Source organism: Cupriavidus sp. FW306-1B-F12B (assembly GCF_058781795.1).
This window is the reverse complement of sequence record NZ_JBYSXC010000013.1, coordinates 112,093-129,402: the sequence shown is the minus strand read 5'-3', so window position 1 is coordinate 129,402 and position 17,310 is coordinate 112,093. Positions and strand designations below refer to the sequence as shown.

The following is a 17,310-nucleotide window of genomic DNA, read 5'->3' as shown; positions in this document are numbered from 1 at the left end:
TCTCAGGAGGCGGGCAGGACGGCCAGTGCAGCCGGCGCCAGGCCGGCCAGGCGCAACACCCACAGCGCGCCGAAGCAGAGCAGGTTGGCGCCACCCAGCCAGATCCAGGCGGTGCGGCTGGAACGGAACAGCAGGCTGGCGCTGATGATGGCCACCCACACCGGCAGGCAGGCCACCACGGCCGCGACGATGCCGGTCTCCCAGCCGCCCGGCAGCCACAGGATCAACAGCGTGCACAGCGACACCGCCAGCGGCAGCCCGAGCAGCGCGCCGGCCAGCCATTTGGTGCCCATCGCGGATTGGTCTGCGCTCATGCCCGTTGCTCCCGCGCTGCCCGGCGCTTGCGCGCGGCATGGGTGCCGATGAAGGGCCATACCGACAGCGCGCAGGGCACGGTCACCAGGCTGGCGGCAATGGCCACGGGCCAGCCGTCGGTGGTGCTCCACAGCCAGGTGCTGACGATGACCAGGGCCAGGCCCAGCCAGCCCAGCATACGCGGTTGCGTGACCCTGCCGGGCGGCAGCAGGACCTGGTTGGGCGCGGCCAGGTACAGGCACGCAGCCGCAGCCAGGCCAAGAAGGGCAGCCAGAACTTGCATGGGGAAATGTCAGATAAACGAAACATTAATGGTAATGATTCGCATTTGAAGAGGCAAGCGCTAAGTAGACGTTGCGTCTCAGTAGGGATTTATCTGCACTTGGTGGAAGGATTTGCGCTGGCTGTTGCGATTAGTCGCTGGCGCCCCGGCGGACGGGGCCGGCCGGGCGCTTGCCGCCCGGCGCGCATTGCCGCGTTTGCCGCGGCCCGGGATCAGTGCGGGAACAGCGCCAGCAGGCCGTCCAGCCCGACGTGGTTGAACGCGACGCTGGCTTGCGTGCGCACCACCGGCTTGGCCCGGAAGGCCACCGACAGGCCGGCCACGGCCATCATCTTCAGGTCGTTGGAGCCATCACCCATGACAATGGCCTGGTCCGCCGTGGCGCCGATCCGGGCGCAGACTTCCTGCACGGTGCGGGCCTTGACGTCGGCGTTGACGATCTCGCCGACGACATTGCCGGTCAGCTTGCCGTCGATGATCTCCAGCGTATTGGCGCGGGTCACGTCGAGCTGGAGCCGTGCCTTGAGCTTCTCGGTGAAATGCACGAAGCCGCCCGACACCAGCAGCGTGCGCAGGCCCAGCGCCTGCACGGTCTGCAGCATGCGCTCGGCGCCCGGCGACAGCCGCAGGCGCTCTTCATAGACGCGGTCCAGCACGCTGGCGTCCAGCCCCTTGAGCAGGGCCACGCGGCGGCGCAGGCTTTCGTTGAAATCGGTGATCTCGCCGCGCATGGCGGCTTCGGTGATGGCCGAGACCTCGGCCTTGAGGCCGCAGAAGTCCGCGATCTCGTCGATGCACTCGATCGTGATCAGGGTCGAGTCCATGTCCATCGCCACCAGGCGGAAGTCGGACAGCTTGCGCCCCGCGGGCACCACTGCCCAGTCGATCGCGCGCGGGCCGCAGAAATCGTCCAGCGCATCGCGCAGCGCCGGCGTCAGCGGCGCGCATTCCTCGGCGGCGGCCACGGTGTCGCTGCGCAGCACCAGTTCAGAGGCGCGGGCCAGGGTGCGGGCGGTGTCGAGGTCGGCTGGGGAAAGCGGGGCGGTGCTCTGGAGGATCAGGGGCATGGCGGATGAAGATCGGGCGCTTGCCGCGCGGGGCTGCAACGCGGCAAAACCGCTATTGTAGCCCCGCCGCAGCGCCCCGGGCGAGCCGCTCAGCGCTGCGCCATCACCATGTAGTCCACGGTCAGGCTGGACAGGGCGCGCACGCCGTTGATCAGCGCCGGCTCGTCCACATAGAACTCAGGGGAGTGGTTGGAAGGCGCCTTGGTCACATCCTGGCCCTTGGGCGTCACCCCGAGGTTGAAGAACAGCCCCGGGACCTTCTCCTGGTAGAACGAGAAGTCCTCCGACGCGGTCGCCTTGGGCGTGATCATCCAGTTGCCTTCGCCGGCCACGCGCTGCAGCGTGGGCGCCATCTTCTCGGTCAGGGCCGGCTGGTTGATGGTGGCGTTATACAGCTCCACCACGCGGAAGCTGGCCTCGGCGCCGGCGCTGGTGGCGATGGCCTCGGTGGTGCGCTTCATGCGGGCATGGATGTCCTTCTTCATGCCTTCGTCATAGGTGCGCACGGTGCCCATCATCTCGACCTTCTCCGGCACGATGTTCATGCGGTTGCCGCCGTGGATGGTGCCCACGGTGATCACCGACGGCTCCAGCATGGCGTTGACCTGGCGGCTCTGGATGGTCTGCAGGCCCATTACGATCTGCGACGCCACCACGATCGGGTCGATCCCGCCCCACGGCCGCGCGCCGTGGGTCTGGCGGCCCTTGACGTCGATCCAGAACTGGTCGGCCGCCGCCATCGAGGGGCCGCTGCGCCAGCCCAGCTTGCCCGATTCGATGCCGCTGCTCACGTGCAGGCCGAAGATCGCGTCGACCTTGGGATTGTCCAGCACGCCCTCGGACACCATCTGCTTGGCGCCCCAGGTGTTGGAGCCATTGGGTTCGAAGTCGGCCGGGCTTTCCTCGGCCGGCTGGAAGATGAACTTGACCGTGCCGGGCAGCTGGTCCTTCATGCCGGCCAGCACTTCGGCGGTGGCCATCAGGATCGCCACGTGGGTGTCATGGCCGCAGGCGTGCATCACGTCCACTTCCTTGCCCAGGTACTGGCCCTTGGCCTTCGACGCGAACGGCACGTCCACGCGTTCCTTGACCGGCAGCGCATCCATGTCGGCGCGCAGCGCCACCACCGGACCGGGCTTGCCGCCCTTGAGCACGCCGACCACGCCGGTCTTGGCCACGCCCGTCTTCACTTCCATGCCGAGCTTGCGCAGGTGGTCGGCCACCAGCTTGGCGGTGCGCGTCTCGTAGTTGCCCAGTTCCGGATGCTGGTGGATATCGCGGCGCCACGCGATGAGTTGTTTCTCGACGGCCTTGGCGCGGGTTTCGATCTGGGCGTGCAGGGTTTCGGCGCCTTGCGTCTGGGCCTGCGCGGTGTTGCAGAGCAGGCCGGTGGCGAGCGCCAGGGTGGCGAGGGCAAAGCGGGTGGTGGAACGGTATGCGGTTTGACGTGCAGCCATGCAGGATCTCCTTCGTTGTTGTTGGTTTGATGCTGGCAGGACGTTGGCTTCTTGGTGAATGCGGACGTATCGACGAAGTGCAAGCGACAAAGCCGCGCCGACCTTGTCAGTCCGCCACGCGCAGGCTGTCGACTACCTTGTGCAGGAACGCCTCGCAAGCAGCCAGCTGCTCCAGCGCAACAAACTCATCCGGCTTGTGCGCCTGCTGGATATCGCCAGGCCCGCACACCACGGCCGGAATGCCGGCGCGCTGGAACAGGCCGGCCTCGGTGCCATACGCCACCTTGTTGGTGTCGCGGTCGGCAGTCAGCGCGCGCACCAGCTGCGTGATGGCTTCCTGCTCGGCCACGTCCAGCGACGGAGCTGCGGCGATCTTGCTCAGCGTCAGGCCGGCGTCGGCATGCTCGGCGCGCATCTTCGGCAGCAGCACGTCGTTGGCGTAGGCCTGGATGCGGGAGTAGATGGCTTCGGGATCCACGCCGGGCAGGTTGCGGAACTCGAACACGAACTCGCATAGTGCCGGGATGGTGTTCAGCGCGATGCCGCCCTGGATGGTGCCGGTCTGCGCGGTGGTGTAGGGCACGTCGAAGGCCTGGTCGTAGGGGCCGTTGGCCTTGAACTCATCGGCGATGTCGCGGATGAAACAAATCAGGCGCGCGGCGTATTCGATCGCATTGACGCCGCGCGGCGTCAGCGACGAGTGCGCGGCCTGGCCCCTGACGCAGCAACGGTAGGCGTTGATGCCCTTGTGCGCGACGATCACGCGCATGCTGGTGGGTTCGCCGACGATGCAGCCGCCGGGCGTCACGCCGCGGTCGCGCAGTTCGGCCAGCAGGTAGGGTGCGCCCATGCAGCCGATCTCTTCGTCGAAGGACAGCGCGTAGTGTACCGGCTCGCGCAGGCTGGCCTGCAGGATGGCCGGCAGCAGCGACAGGCTGGTGCCGATAAAGCCTTTCATGTCGCAGGTGCCGCGGCCGTAGAGTTTGTCGTCGCGCACCACCGGCTTGAACGGGTCGGTGGTCCAGTCCTGGCCGTCCACCGGCACCACGTCGGTATGGCCAGAGAGCACGATGCCGCCGTTGGTGTTGCCGTCGGCGGCGGGCACGGTGACGAACAGGTTGGCCTTGTCCTGCTGCGGGTTGTAGCTCAGATGCGGCTTCAGCCCCTTGGCCAGGAAATGGTCGCGCACCGACTCGATCAGGCCCAGGTTGGAGTTGCGGCTGGTGGTGTCGTACGCGACCAGCCGCTGGGTCCATTCAAGCGCGCTGCCGCGCGCGGCGGTTTCGGTGACGGGCTGGCGGGAGGAAGCGGCTTGGGCGGGCATGGGGGCGTTATCGCTAACTTGTTAAGGAATCGATGCTACACCCGGCCGCGCGCCGCGTCCATGCAGGACGCTAGGCCAGTTGCCGCAACGTGTGCTTGATGGTCTGCGCGCGGATCGCCACGTCCGGCATCTTGGCCTCGATGCGCAGCTTGTCCTGCCCGGCCAGCTTGATATGGCGGTTCTTCTGCACCAGGTCGATGATGCGCATCGCGTCGATCGGCGGGTTGGGCACGAACTGCACGCTGATGGTGACCTCGCCCGCATCGATCTTGCGCACGCCCAGCGGCGCCGCTGCGATGCGCAGCCGGTGGGTCTCGACCAGCGCCTGCGCCTGCGCCGGCAGCCGGCCGAAGCGGTCGATCAGCTCTTCCTGGATATCGTCCACGCGCTCGGCGGTCTCGCAGTTGGCCAGCCGCTTGTACAGCGACAGCCGCTCGTGCACGTCGGCGCAGTAGTCGTTGGGCAGCAGCGCCGGCGTGCCCAGGTTGATCTCGGTGGTGGCGGCCAGCGGCGCCATCAGGTCGGGCTCCTTGCCCGCCTTGAGCGCCTTGACCGCGGCGTTGAGCATGTCGGTGTAGAGCTGGAAGCCGATCTCGTGGATCTCGCCCGACTGCTTGTCGCCCAGCACCTCGCCCGCGCCGCGGATTTCCAGGTCGTGCATGGCCAGGTAGAAGCCCGAGCCCAGTTCCTCCATCTGCTGGATCGCTTCGAGCCGGCGCTGCGCCTGCTTGGTCAGGCCTTCGACGTCATGCACCAGCAGGTAGGCATAGGCCTGGTGGTGCGAGCGCCCGACCCGGCCACGCAGCTGGTGCAGCTGCGCCAGGCCGAACTTGTCCGAGCGGTGGATCAGGATGGTGTTGGCGGTCGGCACGTCGATGCCGGTCTCGATGATGGTGGTGCACAGCAGGATGTTGTCGCGGCGCGCGACGAAGTCGCGCATCACGCGCTCCAGCTCGCGCTCATGCATCTGGCCGTGCGCGACGGCAATGCGCGCTTCCGGCACCAGCTCGGCCAGCCGCGCGCGCTTGTTCTCGATGGTCTCGACCTCGTTGTGCAGGAAGTAGACCTGGCCGCCGCGCTTGAGCTCGCGCAGGATAGCCTCGCGGATCACGCCGTCTTCCTCGCGCCGCACGAAGGTCTTGATCGCCAGCCGCTTCTGCGGCGCGGTCGCGATCACCGAAAAGTCGCGCAGCCCTTCCAGCGCCATGCCCAGCGTGCGCGGGATCGGCGTGGCGGTCAGGGTCAGCACGTCGACCTCGGCGCGCAGGGTCTTCAGCGCCTCCTTCTGGCGCACGCCGAAGCGGTGTTCTTCGTCGATGATGACCAGCCCCAGGCGCTCGAACCTGACCTGGTCGGACAGGATCTTGTGGGTGCCGATGACGATGTCGACGGTGCCTTCGTTGATCTGCTTGATGGCCGCGTCGATCTCTTTCTTGGTCTTGAAGCGCGACAGCTCGACGATGCGCACCGGCCATTCGGCAAAGCGGTCTGACAGCGTCTGGAAATGCTGCTCGGCCAGCAGCGTGGTCGGTGCCAGCATCGCCACCTGCTTGCCGCCCAGCACCGCGACAAAGGCCGCGCGCAGCGCCACCTCGGTCTTGCCGAAGCCCACGTCGCCGCACACCAGCCGGTCCATCGGCTTGCCCGAGGTCATGTCGGCGATCACCGCGGCAATGGCGGCGGCCTGGTCCGGCGTTTCCTCGAAGCCGAAGCTTTCGGCGAAGGTCTCGTAGTCCTTGGGCGAGAGCGGGAAGGCAAAGCCCTCGCGCGCGGCGCGGCGCGCGTACAGGTTGAGCAGCTCGGCGGCGGTGTCGCGGATCTGCTGGGCTGCCTTGCGCTTGGCCTTGTCCCACTGGCCCGAGCCCAGGTGGTGCAGCGGCGCGGTATCGGGATCGGCGCCGGAATAGCGCGAAATCACATGCAGCTGGTGCACCGGCACGTACAGCTTGCTGCCCTTGTCGTAGTCCAGGTGCAGGAATTCCTCGTCGCCCTGGCCCATGTCGAGCGTGACCAGGCCCTGGTAGCGGCCGATGCCGTGCTCGCTGTGCACCACCGGGTCGCCGATCTTCAGCTCGGCCAGGTCGCGCACCATCGAGTCGACGGCCGAGGCCTGCTCCTGCTTGCGGCGGCCGGTGCGGCGCGCGGTGCCGGCGTACAGCTCGGCCTCGGTGACAAAGGCGATCCGCCCCTGCGGCAGCGCAAAGCCGCTCTGCAGCGGCGCCACCGCGATCGAGAAATGCGCTTCGCCGGCCAGGAACGCGGCAAAGTCGTCCACTGGCTGCGGGCGCAGGCCGCTTTCGGCAAAGAGCTGCAGCAGGGTCTCGCGCCGCCCGGCCGAGTCGGCGCACATCAGCACGCGGGTCTGCTTGTCGAGCAGCAGTGCTTCCAGGTTGACCAGCGGATCATCGGCGCGGCGGTTCACCGCGACGTCGGGCAGGATAGCCGAGAACGCCGCCTGGTCCGCATTGGCTTCGGCCTGCAGCACCAGGCGCGCCATCGGCTTGGCGGCGACGAAGAACTGCTCCTCGGACAGGAACAGGTCCGCGGGCGGCAGCAGCGGGCGCTCGCGGTCGTGGCGCATGAAGTTGTAGCGCTGCGTGGTATCGGCCCAGAAGCGGCGGATGGCCTCGTCGACATTGCCGGCGAATGCGAGCTGCGTATCGGCGGGCAGGTAGTCGAACACGGTCGCGCTGTGCTCGAAGAACAGCGGCAGGTAGTACTCGATGCCGGCCGACGGCACGCCGTTGCCGATGTCCTTGTAGATCGGCGACTTGGTCGGGTCGCCTTCGAACACCTCGCGCCAGCGGCCGCGGAAGGCGGTGCGCGCGGCTTCGTCGAGCGGGAACTCGCGCCCGGGCAGCAGCCGCACTTCGTTGACCGGGTACAGGCTGCGCTGGGTGTCGGGGTCGAAGGCGCGGATGGTCTCGATCTCGTCGCCGAACAGGTCGATCCGGTACGGCAGCGCCGAGCCCATCGGGTACAGGTCGATCAGGCCGCCGCGCACGCTGTATTCGCCGGGGCGCATCACCGCGCTGACGTGCTCGTAGCCGGCCAGCGTGAACTGGGCCTTGAGCGCCGCTTCATCCAGCCGCTCGCCCTGCTTGAAGAAGAAGGTGTAGGCGGCCAGGAACGCGGGCGGCGCCAGCCGGTACAGCGCGGTGGTGGCCGGCACCAGCATCACGTCGCATTGCCCGGTCTGGATGTCGTGCAGCGTGGCCAGGCGCTCTGACACCAGGTCCTGGTGCGGCGAGAAGCTGTCGTAGGGCAGTGTTTCCCAGTCGGGCAGCAGGCGCACGCGCAGTTCGGGCGCGAACCAGGGGATTTCCTCGGCCAGGCGCTGGGCATCGACGGCGTGGGAGCAGACCACGGCCAGCATCGGCGCGCGCTCGCGGTGCTGCCGAGCGTACGCGGCCACAGCCAGCGCATCGGCCGAGCCGCGCAGCCCGGCCACGCTGTGGCGCAGCCCCGGCTTGACCAGCGGCAGGTTGACAAAGGGGAAGGCGGGCTTGGCGTCAGGCATGTGGGCAGCGGGGCGTTCAAAACGACGACACCCCGCCGGCATTGCGGGCGGGGGTCGGAGCAGGGGACCTCAACGGCCCGTGGCGCCTGCCGGGCACGCGTCAATGCGGAATGGCGCGGCATGGCGACGGGCAAGGGCCGTATTATAGAATGCGCACCGGTTGTCCCGCTGGCCATGCTGGCCAGCAGGCGCCCGCGCCTCTTTCACTCAACGCCGATCCTGTGCCCGCTCGCCGCTTTGCCCTGATTCCCTGTGCCGGTACCGGCAGCCGCGCCGGCGGCGCCGTTCCCAAGCAATACCAGACCGTGGCCGGCCGGCCGATGATCTGGTACGCGCTGGCGGCGTTCTCGGCGTGCGACGCCATCAACGCCACCGCGCTGGTGCTGGCGCCCGACGACATGCCGCTGGAATCGCGCTTCGGCGCGGCCGCCTTTGCCGGGCTGCGCTTCGATACCGCCTTTGTCGGCGGCGAGACCCGCCATGCCTCGGTGCTGGCCGGGCTGCACCACCTGGCGCAGCTGGGCGCGACCGACAGCGACTGGGTGCTGGTGCACGATGCCGCGCGCCCGGGCCTGACCCCCGCGATGATCCACGCGCTGGTGCGCGCGGTGGAAAGCGATGGCGACGACGACCCGGACGCCGCCATCGGCGGCATCCTGGCGGTGCCGGTGCCCGACACGCTCAAGCGCGCCCAGGACGACGCCCGCATCGGCGCCACGGTGCCGCGCGAGGGCCTGTGGCAGGCGCAGACGCCGCAGATGTTCCGCCTGGGCGTGCTGCGCCAGGCGCTGCAGGACGCCATGGCGGCCGGCGCGGTGGTGACCGACGAGGCCAGCGCGATCGAGCGTCTGGGGCTGCATCCGCGGCTGGTCAACGGCTCGCTGCGCAATTTCAAGGTGACCTACCCGGAGGACTTCGCACTGGCCGAAGTGCTGCTGGGCAACGATGGCAAAGGAGACTGACCGCATGATGCCTTTCGATATCCGGGTGGGACAGGGCTATGACGTCCACGCGCTGGTGCCCGGCCGCAAGCTGATCCTGGGCGGGGTCGAGATTCCGCACGACCGCGGCCTGCTTGGCCATTCCGATGCGGATGCGCTGCTGCACGCGGTCACCGACGCGCTCTTCGGCGCGGCCGCGCTGGGCGATATCGGCCGCCATTTCCCCGACACCGACGCGCAGTTCGCCGGCGCCGACAGCCGCGTGCTGCTGCGCGAGGCCGCGCGCCGCGTGCGCGAGGCGGGCTATGAAATCGGCAATGTCGATGCCACCGTGATCGCGCAGGCGCCCAAGCTGGCGCCGCATATCGGGGCGATGGTGGCGAACCTGGCGGAGGACCTGGGGATTGCGCGCGGGCGTTGCAACGTCAAGGCCAAGACCAACGAGAAGCTGGGCTTCGAAGGGCGCCAGGAAGGCATCGTGGCGCAGGCCGCAGTGCTGCTCTGGCGCGCCTCGGTGGGCGACGCGCAGGACTGATCAGGGCCGCGCCGCGTCTGGCGCCGTGGCGTTTTCCGGCGGGATCGCGTAGGTATAGTCGATCAGGCGGGCCATTGCGCCGGTGCGCGCACCGGCTTCGGTGCGCTTGGTGAAGCCCATCTGCTGGCACAGCCGGATGGCCGATGCCATTTCCGGCATGGTGCGCACCACCAGCGTTGACGCGCCGATATCGCGCGCGCGCTGGATGCAGATCTGCATCAGCGTGCGGCCCAGGCCCAGGCCGCGCGCCTGCGGGCTGACCGACAGCAGCCGCGCTTCCGGCTGGGTCAGGGTGATGGTGCTGCCGTCCAGTGCCGGCAGCGTGGCGCCCGGATGGCAGAACAGGACGGCCCCCATGATGCCGTGATCGGTTTCCGCCACCCACCACTCCATATCCGGATGGCTGGTCGCCAGCACTGCCTGCATGCCGCGCTGGAACGACGCGCGGCAGTCTTCCATGATGGCCAGCTCATATTGCCCGTAGGCTTGTTGCGTGACGGCGGCGATGTCGCCCCAGTCATGCACCGCCGCGAGGCGGTAGTGGAAGCGGGGGGAAGTCGGCGAAGGCAGGGTCATGGCAGCCTGAAAGTGCGTGTCCTGCCTGGATTGTAGGCCGATCGCCGCACCTGTGCAGCCATGGCGCGGGGCGGTTGCAGGATGGGAACAGCCGGCAACTCCTGATGGGAAGCTGCCGGCTGCTGTGCTACGGCGCCCGTGGCAGGGCACCGCGGAGGGCGCGGGGGCGCGCTGTGGCGGGGCTTATTGCGCGGCGATCACGTTGGCGGCGGCCACGATCACGGCGGCAATGCGGCCGACATCGCGCAGCTGCTGCGCGGTCATGCCCTGTTCATTCTTCAGCAGCTGGTAGTGCGACTTCACGCAGAAGTGGCACTTGCCCACGATCGAGGCGGCCAGCGCGTACATCTCGAAACGGCGCTTGTCCACGCCGCCATGGGTGGCATAGGCGTTCATGCGCAGGCCGGCCGGCTGGGTGGCCAGGTCCGGATCGTCGGCCATTTCGACATACGGGTACCAGGTGTTGTTCATGCCCATCAGCGCGGCAGCGGTCAGCGCGCCGTTGGTTTCCTCGGGCGACAGCACGCCGGCATTGCGGATGGCATCCACCAGCACCTTGCTCTGCGCCGCGAATGCCGCCGCCAGCGCCACGCCGACCGCATCATTGCCTTCCAGCGAGGAGCGCGCGATGGTGCCGTCCACGTTCAGGCGGATGTCCTTGGCGTAATCGGGGATGAGATTCTTAATCGTGCTGAGGAATTCCATTTATTTCTCCTATCGATAGGGGCCCAAAAAACCCGCGCAAGCGGGTTTTGGTGCGGAGGGCAGCGCCCTCCGCGAATCGCCACGGTGTCTGGCGACTGACAGCAAATTACAGCGTGGCGCCACCAACGGCACGGTTGCACGGGCACAGCTCGTCCGTTTGCAGACCGTCCAGGATACGCAGGACTTCTTCCGGGTTGCGGCCCACGTTCAGGTTGTTCACCGACACGTGCTGGATCACGTTGTCCGGGTCGACGATGAAGGTCGCGCGCAGGGCAACGCCGGCAGCGTGGTCACGCACGCCCAGTTGGTCGATCAGCGAACCGGTCACGTCGGCGAATTGCCACTGGTTCAGCTTGTTCAGGTCCTTGTGTTCGCGGCGCCATGCCAGCTTGACGAATTCGTTGTCGGTCGAGCCGCCCAGCACGATCGCGTCGCGGTCGGCGAAGTCGCCGTTCAGCTTGGCGAAGGCAACGATTTCGGTCGGGCAGACGAAGGTGAAGTCCTTCGGGTAGAAGTAGATGATCTTCCACTTGCCTTCGAACGACTTTTCGGTGATGTCTTCGAAAGCCGACTGGCCGTTCTCTTCGTGATTGTTGAAACCCGGCTTGACACCGACGACGTGGAAGGCTTCGAGCTTGTCACCAACGGTCTTCATAGACTATCTCCTGATACGGTTGCAATGAGAGCGGTGCTGCTGCCGCGCGGCTGGCGTGGGCCGGCTACGCGGCTTACCGCGACAAAACGTGATTATGCGTCATCACCAGGTGCCGGGCTAATTGATATTCTCAAAGAGCCCGATAGGCAAGGCATGTGACGCCTGGAGCGAATCCCGGCATGGGAAGCCGCGGCATCGGCCAGGCGGCTTCGATGCGGAAGGGCAAGTATGCCATGCGCGCTGGGCCCGCTTATGGCAAGTTGGTGACGATGGCGGCGAGTTCAACCCGCCGTGTTCAGGCCGGATGCATGACGGGCTCCACTCGTTGCGCCCGGAAGATCACCAGCGTGGCAACCAGTCCGCACAGCGCGGCGAACATCAGCCACAGCCCCGGCGCCGCCTTGTTGCCGGTGGCGTGGATCAGCCAGGTCGAGATTGCCGGGGTGAAGCCGCCGAACAGCGCCGTGGCCAGGCTGTAGGCCAGCGAGAAGCCGGTGGTGCGCACCGCGGGCGGCATGATCTCGGTCAGCGCCACCACCATGGCGCCGTTATAGCTGCCGTACAGGAACGACAGCCACAGCCCCACCATCAGCAGCCGCGAGAACGACGGCTCGGCCACCAGCCATGACACGGCGGGGTACGCGGTCAGCAGCGTCGCCACGGTGAAGAACACCAGCAGTGGCTTGCGTCCGATGCGGTCCGACAGCGCGCCCATCAGCGGCAGCCAGATGAAGTTGGACAGGCCCACGCACATGGTGACGATCAGGTTGTCGGTGTCGTCCAGCTTCAGCACGGTCTTGCCGAAGGTCGGCGTGTATGCGGTGATCATGTAAAACGACACCGTGGTCATCACCACCATCATGCAGCCGGCCAGGATGATGCGCCAGTTGTCCAGCATCGAGCGGTAGATCTCGTCGATGGCGGGGCGGTGCTTGCGCGCCTTGAAGGCCTCGGTCTCTTCCAGCGAACGGCGGATCAGGAACAGGAACGGCACGATCAGGCAGCCCACCAGGAAGGGAATGCGCCAGCCCCATTCATCCATTTGCGCCGGCGCCAGCGTGGCGTGCAGGATCACGCCCAGCAGGCCGGCGAAGATCACCGCCACCTGCTGGCTGCCCGATTGCCACGCGACATAGAAGCCCTTGCGGCCAGGCCTGGCGATTTCCGACAGGTAGACCGAGACGCCGCCCAGCTCAACGCCCGCGGAGAAGCCCTGCAGCAGGCGCCCGGCCAATACCAGCAGCGGCGCGGCCACGCCAATGGTGGCGTAGCCCGGCACGCAGGCAATCAGCAGCGTGCCCATGGCCATCAGCGCCAGCGTCATGATCAGGCCCTTGCGGCGGCCATGGCGGTCGATGTAGGCGCCCAGCACGATCGCACCCAGCGGCCGCATCAGGAAGCCCGCGCCAAAGGTGGCGAGCGAAAGCATCAGCGAGGCGAACTCGTTGCCGCTGGGGAAGAAGGTCCTGGCGATGGCGGCCGCGTAGAAGCCGTACACCATGAAGTCATACATTTCCAGGAAGTTGCCGCTGACGACGCGGAACACGGTGCGGAACCCGTGCTGCCCGGCGGGGGTAGCTGCGGAGGTCTCTGACATGGCTGTCTCTCAGGCACCGCCGGCGGTCCCGGCGGCATGATGGTTCGGAGAAGTCAGCCAGGCGTGCGCGGGTCACGCCGTGTGGGAAGGATTTCGCCGCGCGCCTGATGACGGGCGCCAGTGTGCGCCGCGACCCTGTCATTGCCCTGACGAATGCCTTTCAGAAGGCTATCAAATGCTGTCGAAAACCTGTCAATGCGCCGCGGATGGCGCTCAGGCCGCGCTCAGCTGACGCTCAGGCGCGCCGGAAGCAGGCGCTGACCACCAGCCCCGTGGCCGGGGCGGGGCGGTTGGCCAGCAGCAGCCGGCCACCGTTGCGCTGCATGATGCGGTTGACGATGGACATGCCCAGCCCGGCGCCCTTGGCCTCGCTGCGCGCGGCATCGAGCCGGTAGAAGGGCCGCGTCAGCAGCGACAGCTGGCCGTCGGGCACGCCGTTGCCGTGGTCGGCCACGGTCAGCACGGCTTCCTTGTCGTCCACGCGCGTCGAGATCTCGACCACGGCCATGCCGCTTTGCTCGTCCTTGGCATAGCGGCGCGCGTTCTCGACCAGGTTGTCCAGGATGCGCTGCACTTCCATGCGGTTGGCCACGGCCATCACCGGCTCGTTGGCGCGCACGTGCACGCGCACGTCGTCATGCGCGGCGTAGACGCCCACGGCATCGTGCACCAGCGCCGACAGGTCAACCGGTTCCACGGTTTCCAGCGGCGGGCGCGCGTAGTTGAGGAACTGTCCGATGATGGCGTCCATCTGCTCGATGTCGGCGATCATGGCGTCGCGCGTGGGGGTGTCCATCGGCGACATCTCGGTTTCCAGGCGCAGGCGCGTCAGCGGCGTGCGCAGGTCGTGCGAGATGCCGGCCAGCATCACCACGCGGTCGTCGTCGAGTTGGCGCAGGTCGCGCACCATCTGGTTGAAGCTGTGGTTGGCCAGCGCCACCTCACTGGCGCCGTGCTCGGGCAGCGGCGGCGGGTCGCCGCCGGCACCGATGGCGCGCGCGGCGTTGGCCAGCCGCTTGAGCGGGTAGTTGACACGCGCGGTGATAAAGGCGGCGCCGATGATCGACAGCAGCAGCGCGGCAATACTCCACCACAGCCACTGGATGCCGGGCACGCGCTCGAAGCGCTCGGGGCTGATCGCCACCCAGTAGTCGTCGCCCTCGATCTCGAAGCTGACCCACACGCCGGGTATGTCGTTGACGGTGGTGGCCAGCACCGTGTCCTCGCCCAGGCGGCTGCGGATCTCCTGCTGCACCAGGGCGGTCAGGAACGGGTTGGCGGTGGGCGCGGCGAAGTCGTCGTCCTTCTCGCGCGGATAGACCTTGATGCCTTCGTTCTGCACCAGGTCGAGCAGCAGGAAGCGCCGCCGCGCGGGGTCGGAATAGAGCAGCGCGGCGCGCGTGAGCTTGACCACGCTGACCACCTGCATGGCGATCTGCTGCGCGCGCGGGGCGCGTTCGAACAGCCGGTAGCTCTGGAACCAGATGCCCAGCGAAATCGCCAGCAGCAGGGCGATAAGCATGAAGGTTCGCCAGAACAGCGAACCAAAGAACCGCGTTGCGGTTCTACCGATAACGGTCGCCACGATGGGAACAGCGGCCGTAATCGGTTATTTCACGCCATCGGGGATGAAGACGTAGCCCAGGCCCCACACCGTCTGGATAAAACGGGGGTTGCTGGGGTCCGGCTCGATCAGCTTGCGCAGGCGCGAGATCTGCACGTCCAGGCTGCGGTCGAAGACTTCATATTCACGGCCGCGTGCCATTTCCATCAGCTTCTCGCGCGACAGCGGCTGGCGCGGATGGCGGGCGAACACCTTGAGGACCGAGAACTCGCCGGTGGTCAGCGTGATTTCCTCGTCGTTCTTGGTCAGCGTGCGCGTGGCCAGGTTCAGCACGAAGTCGCCGAAGGCGAAGGTCTCGGGCGTTTCCGACGGGGCGCCGGGCACTTCGGCCGGGCCCTTGCGGCGCAGCACCGCGTGGATGCGCGCAATCAGCTCGCGCGGGTTGAAGGGCTTGGGCAGGTAGTCGTCGGCGCCCATCTCCAGGCCGACGATGCGGTCCACGTCCTCGCCCTTGGCGGTGAGCATGATGATCGGGGTCTGGTCGTTGGCCCCGCGCAGCCGGCGGCAGATCGACAGGCCGTCTTCGCCCGGCATCATCAGGTCCAGCACCAGCAGGTCGAAACGCTCGCGCAGCCAGAGCTTGTTCATCGCGGTGGCGTTTTCCGCCACCAGCACGGTGAAACCCTGTTCGCCCAGATAGCGGCGCAGCAAATCGCGCAGACGCGGGTCATCGTCGACGACAAGAATCTTGTGGCTGGTATTTTCCATGGCGGTATCTTAGCGACTATCGCTTTCGCTCAAAATGGCTTAACAAAACGTTACATACTTTACCCCGGCGTATGGCAGTGTGCACCAATCGTGCGATTACACTGCGCAATCCGTCTTTTTGGGCGCCGTGCGCGGCAGATTTCCACGCATTTGCAACCGACGAACCACTGTCTCGACCAGCCTGCCTTGCTCGCGCTGGCGCGATGCTTGCAGAGGGCGCGGCGCCGGACGGGGTACCGGAATTCCCGGCTTCAGGGCAGTCCATCCAGTCTGTCCAAAGGCTGTTTTTCCCGAAGCCAAGATCGCCATTATCAATGAAAGTGAACCGAACCCGGCACGGGCATCCGCAGCATGGTGTCGCCGGCGCCTGCCTTGCGCTGGCGCTGGCCGTGCTGGCACTGTGCATTCCGGCCGGGACGGTGCAGGCGCAATCGGCCGGCATGGCCAACCTGCTCAAGCGCCACCCGTCGACCCAGGCCAGCGATCCAGGCAACAGCCAGCGCGAGGCGCGGGCCCGTGCCGAGCGCCATCGCGCCGAGCAGCGCGACGCCGAGCGCCGGCGCGGTGACGAACGCGGCGGCTCGCGCCTGTCGCCGGACGAGCGCCGCAAGCTGCGCAAGAACCTCTACGACTTCGGGCGCGATATCTACCAGGGCGGCTGATCCGTTCTTATCGTGCCCCGCCCCCATGGTACGCCAGTGTGGCGCTCAGGCGCGCGGCTGGAAGTGCCGCAGGAAATCCACGAAGACCTCCGCCGCCAGCTGGGCATCCTCCGCCGTGATGGTTTCCAGCGGGTTGTGGCTGATGCCGCCGTTGCCGCAGCGCACGAACAGCATGGCCACGTCGGTGATGCGCTGCATCATCATGGCGTCGTGGCCGGCGCCGGAGGGCAGCTCGAAGGCCTGCAGCCCGCGCTTCTTCAGCACCGCCCCGAACTGGTCCATCAGCCAGCGCGCGCACGGCGCGTTGTTGACCGGCGGCACGCGCTCCACCTGGGCGGCCAGCCCGCGCCGTTCCGCGATCTGGCCGATGCCGGCCACGATGTCGGCGATGGCGGCCTCGCGGATGCCATCCTCGCCGGCGCGAATATCCATCGAGAAGGTGCAGGCCGCCGGGATGACATTGCTCGACCCGTTGGGCACCTGCAGCTGGCCCACCGTTCCGACCAGCGTCGGCGCCGCCGCGCAGCGCTGCTCCACCAGCAGGATCATCTCGGCAGCGCCCGCGGCGGCGTCGCGGCGCATGCCCATCGGCGTGGTGCCGGCATGGCTGGCCAGGCCTTCGACCCGCACCGCAAAGCGGCTGCTGCCCGCGATCTGCGTGACCACGCCCAGCGGCAGGTCGTGGTGCAGCAGCACCGGGCCCTGCTCGATATGCACCTCGACAAAGCCCAGCAGCGACGCCGGATCGACCGCCGCGGCGCGCAGGGCCTGCAAATCGCCCGCGCCGGGCAGGTCCGATGCCGCCAGTGCCTCGCGCAGTGTGATGCCGTCCGCGTCCTGGCGCTCCAGCAGGGCGGGGTCGAAGCGGCCCGCCAGCACACTGCTGGCCAGGAAGCTGGTCTTGAAGCGCAGGCCCTCCTCTTCGGCGAACCCCACCACTTCAAAGTGATAGGGCAGGCGGATGCCGGCCTGGTTGAGCGCGCCGACCACGGCGATCGGCAGCAGGATGCCAAGCCGTCCGTCATAGCGCCCGCCATTGCGCACGGTGTCGAAGTGCGAGCCGGTCATCAGCACGCGCGCGTCGGGCACGGCCGGGTCGGCTGCATAGCGGCCGATGACGTTGCCGATGGCGTCGATCCGCACCTGCATGCCGGCCGCCTCCATCCACTGCGCAAGCCGGGTCTGCGCGGCGCGGTGGGCCGGGGTCAGGTAGGCGCAGGTAAGGCCGCCTTCCATGTCGGAGAAACTGGCGAGCTGGTTGGCGTGGGCAAGGATGGTGTCGCCGAGGGAGGCGGATGTCTGCGTCATGGCGGTACGGCTTGGCGGGTCGGAGAGGAAAGA

The 17,310-nt window shown here is 67.6% G+C and carries 16 protein-coding genes; 3 read left to right on the top strand and 13 right to left on the bottom strand.

Going from position 1 to position 17,310, the window contains the following annotated elements:
• Nucleotides 1–2: 2 nt before the first annotated feature.
• The 6 genes from AC3WLE_RS21460 to mfd all read right to left on the bottom strand — a co-directional run bounded on the left by AC3WLE_RS21460 (nt 3) and on the right by mfd (nt 7,966).
• Nucleotides 3–314 (bottom strand): hypothetical protein, encoded by a 312-nt coding sequence (locus AC3WLE_RS21460; protein WP_492356313.1) that lies wholly within the window; start codon nt 312–314, stop codon nt 3–5.
• Complete coding sequence (locus AC3WLE_RS21455) at nt 311–598, bottom strand: hypothetical protein (protein ID WP_492321374.1); 288 nt, start codon at nt 596–598, stop codon at nt 311–313. The genes AC3WLE_RS21460 and AC3WLE_RS21455 overlap by 4 nt, the downstream gene beginning before the upstream one ends.
• A gap of 212 nt (nt 599–810) precedes the next feature.
• Nucleotides 811–1,665, bottom strand: a complete 855-nt coding sequence (gene serB, locus AC3WLE_RS21450) for a phosphoserine phosphatase SerB (protein ID WP_492351938.1) — start codon at nt 1,663–1,665, stop codon at nt 811–813.
• Nucleotides 1,666–1,754: 89 nt separating this feature from the next.
• Entirely contained in the window at nt 1,755–3,122 is a 1,368-nt protein-coding gene (locus tag AC3WLE_RS21445; protein ID WP_492356312.1) for an amidohydrolase, read from the bottom strand.
• A gap of 106 nt (nt 3,123–3,228) precedes the next feature.
• The gene (argE, locus tag AC3WLE_RS21440) at nt 3,229–4,446 is read right to left on the bottom strand and encodes an acetylornithine deacetylase (protein WP_492321377.1); all 1,218 of its coding nucleotides are present in this window, start codon (nt 4,444–4,446) and stop codon (nt 3,229–3,231) included.
• 70 nt (nt 4,447–4,516) lie between these two features.
• Complete coding sequence (gene mfd, locus AC3WLE_RS21435) at nt 4,517–7,966, bottom strand: transcription-repair coupling factor (RefSeq protein ID WP_492356311.1); 3,450 nt, start codon at nt 7,964–7,966, stop codon at nt 4,517–4,519.
• A gap of 149 nt (nt 7,967–8,115) precedes the next feature.
• On the opposite strand from mfd, the gene ispD reads away from it, so the two are divergent.
• Complete coding sequence (gene ispD, locus AC3WLE_RS21430; protein WP_492321379.1) at nt 8,116–8,928, top strand: 2-C-methyl-D-erythritol 4-phosphate cytidylyltransferase; 813 nt, start codon at nt 8,116–8,118, stop codon at nt 8,926–8,928.
• A gap of 4 nt (nt 8,929–8,932) precedes the next feature.
• Nucleotides 8,933–9,442 carry a 2-C-methyl-D-erythritol 2,4-cyclodiphosphate synthase gene (gene ispF / locus AC3WLE_RS21425; RefSeq protein WP_010810113.1) on the top strand — a complete coding sequence of 170 codons (510 nt, stop codon included), beginning with the start codon at nt 8,933–8,935 and terminating at the stop codon, nt 9,440–9,442.
• Here ispF and AC3WLE_RS21420 read toward each other — a convergent pair whose 3' ends face one another.
• From AC3WLE_RS21420 to ompR, 6 genes are all read right to left on the bottom strand, one after another.
• Nucleotides 9,443–10,018 (bottom strand): GNAT family N-acetyltransferase, encoded by a 576-nt coding sequence (locus AC3WLE_RS21420; RefSeq protein ID WP_010810112.1) that lies wholly within the window; start codon nt 10,016–10,018, stop codon nt 9,443–9,445.
• Between the two features lie 183 nt (nt 10,019–10,201).
• Entirely contained in the window at nt 10,202–10,723 is a 522-nt protein-coding gene (locus AC3WLE_RS21415; RefSeq protein ID WP_018004462.1) for a carboxymuconolactone decarboxylase family protein, read from the bottom strand.
• Between the two features lie 106 nt (nt 10,724–10,829).
• Nucleotides 10,830–11,378, bottom strand: a complete 549-nt coding sequence (locus AC3WLE_RS21410; protein WP_010810110.1) for a peroxiredoxin — start codon at nt 11,376–11,378, stop codon at nt 10,830–10,832.
• Nucleotides 11,379–11,673: 295 nt separating this feature from the next.
• Nucleotides 11,674–12,975: an MFS transporter gene (locus AC3WLE_RS21405; RefSeq protein WP_492356310.1), complete on the bottom strand. Its 1,302-nt coding sequence runs from the start codon at nt 12,973–12,975 to the stop codon at nt 11,674–11,676.
• 235 nt (nt 12,976–13,210) lie between these two features.
• Entirely contained in the window at nt 13,211–14,560 is a 1,350-nt protein-coding gene (locus AC3WLE_RS21400) for an ATP-binding protein (protein WP_492321382.1), read from the bottom strand.
• 24 nt (nt 14,561–14,584) lie between these two features.
• Nucleotides 14,585–15,307, bottom strand: coding sequence for an osmolarity response regulator transcription factor OmpR (gene ompR / locus AC3WLE_RS21395; RefSeq protein ID WP_010810107.1), 723 nt, complete (start codon nt 15,305–15,307; stop codon nt 14,585–14,587).
• A 314-nt stretch (nt 15,308–15,621) separates the two neighbouring features.
• Between ompR and AC3WLE_RS21390 the strand changes: the two genes are divergently transcribed.
• The gene (locus AC3WLE_RS21390) at nt 15,622–15,969 is read left to right on the top strand and encodes a hypothetical protein (protein ID WP_492321383.1); all 348 of its coding nucleotides are present in this window, start codon (nt 15,622–15,624) and stop codon (nt 15,967–15,969) included.
• 45 nt (nt 15,970–16,014) lie between these two features.
• Here the strand turns inward: AC3WLE_RS21390 and AC3WLE_RS21385 are convergent, their stop codons facing one another.
• Complete coding sequence (locus AC3WLE_RS21385) at nt 16,015–17,277, bottom strand: Zn-dependent hydrolase (RefSeq protein ID WP_492321384.1); 1,263 nt, start codon at nt 17,275–17,277, stop codon at nt 16,015–16,017.
• Nucleotides 17,278–17,310: the final 33 nt, after the last annotated feature.

Coding starts and splice junctions, on each gene's coding strand:
- AC3WLE_RS21460 (WP_492356313.1), bottom strand. CDS start 314: ATGAGCGCAGACCAATCCGCGATGGGCACCAAATGGCTGGCCGGCGCG.
- AC3WLE_RS21455 (WP_492321374.1), bottom strand. CDS start 598: ATGCAAGTTCTGGCTGCCCTTCTTGGCCTGGCTGCGGCTGCGTGCCTG.
- serB (WP_492351938.1), bottom strand. CDS start 1,665: ATGCCCCTGATCCTCCAGAGCACCGCCCCGCTTTCCCCAGCCGACCTC.
- AC3WLE_RS21445 (WP_492356312.1), bottom strand. CDS start 3,122: ATGGCTGCACGTCAAACCGCATACCGTTCCACCACCCGCTTTGCCCTC.
- argE (WP_492321377.1), bottom strand. CDS start 4,446: ATGCCCGCCCAAGCCGCTTCCTCCCGCCAGCCCGTCACCGAAACCGCC.
- mfd (WP_492356311.1), bottom strand. CDS start 7,966: ATGCCTGACGCCAAGCCCGCCTTCCCCTTTGTCAACCTGCCGCTGGTC.
- ispD (WP_492321379.1), top strand. CDS start 8,116: ATGCGCACCGGTTGTCCCGCTGGCCATGCTGGCCAGCAGGCGCCCGCG.
- ispF (WP_010810113.1), top strand. CDS start 8,933: ATGATGCCTTTCGATATCCGGGTGGGACAGGGCTATGACGTCCACGCG.
- AC3WLE_RS21420 (WP_010810112.1), bottom strand. CDS start 10,018: ATGACCCTGCCTTCGCCGACTTCCCCCCGCTTCCACTACCGCCTCGCG.
- AC3WLE_RS21415 (WP_018004462.1), bottom strand. CDS start 10,723: ATGGAATTCCTCAGCACGATTAAGAATCTCATCCCCGATTACGCCAAG.
- AC3WLE_RS21410 (WP_010810110.1), bottom strand. CDS start 11,378: ATGAAGACCGTTGGTGACAAGCTCGAAGCCTTCCACGTCGTCGGTGTC.
- AC3WLE_RS21405 (WP_492356310.1), bottom strand. CDS start 12,975: ATGTCAGAGACCTCCGCAGCTACCCCCGCCGGGCAGCACGGGTTCCGC.
- ompR (WP_010810107.1), bottom strand. CDS start 15,307: ATGGAAAATACCAGCCACAAGATTCTTGTCGTCGACGATGACCCGCGT.
- AC3WLE_RS21390 (WP_492321383.1), top strand. CDS start 15,622: ATGAAAGTGAACCGAACCCGGCACGGGCATCCGCAGCATGGTGTCGCC.
- AC3WLE_RS21385 (WP_492321384.1), bottom strand. CDS start 17,277: ATGACGCAGACATCCGCCTCCCTCGGCGACACCATCCTTGCCCACGCC.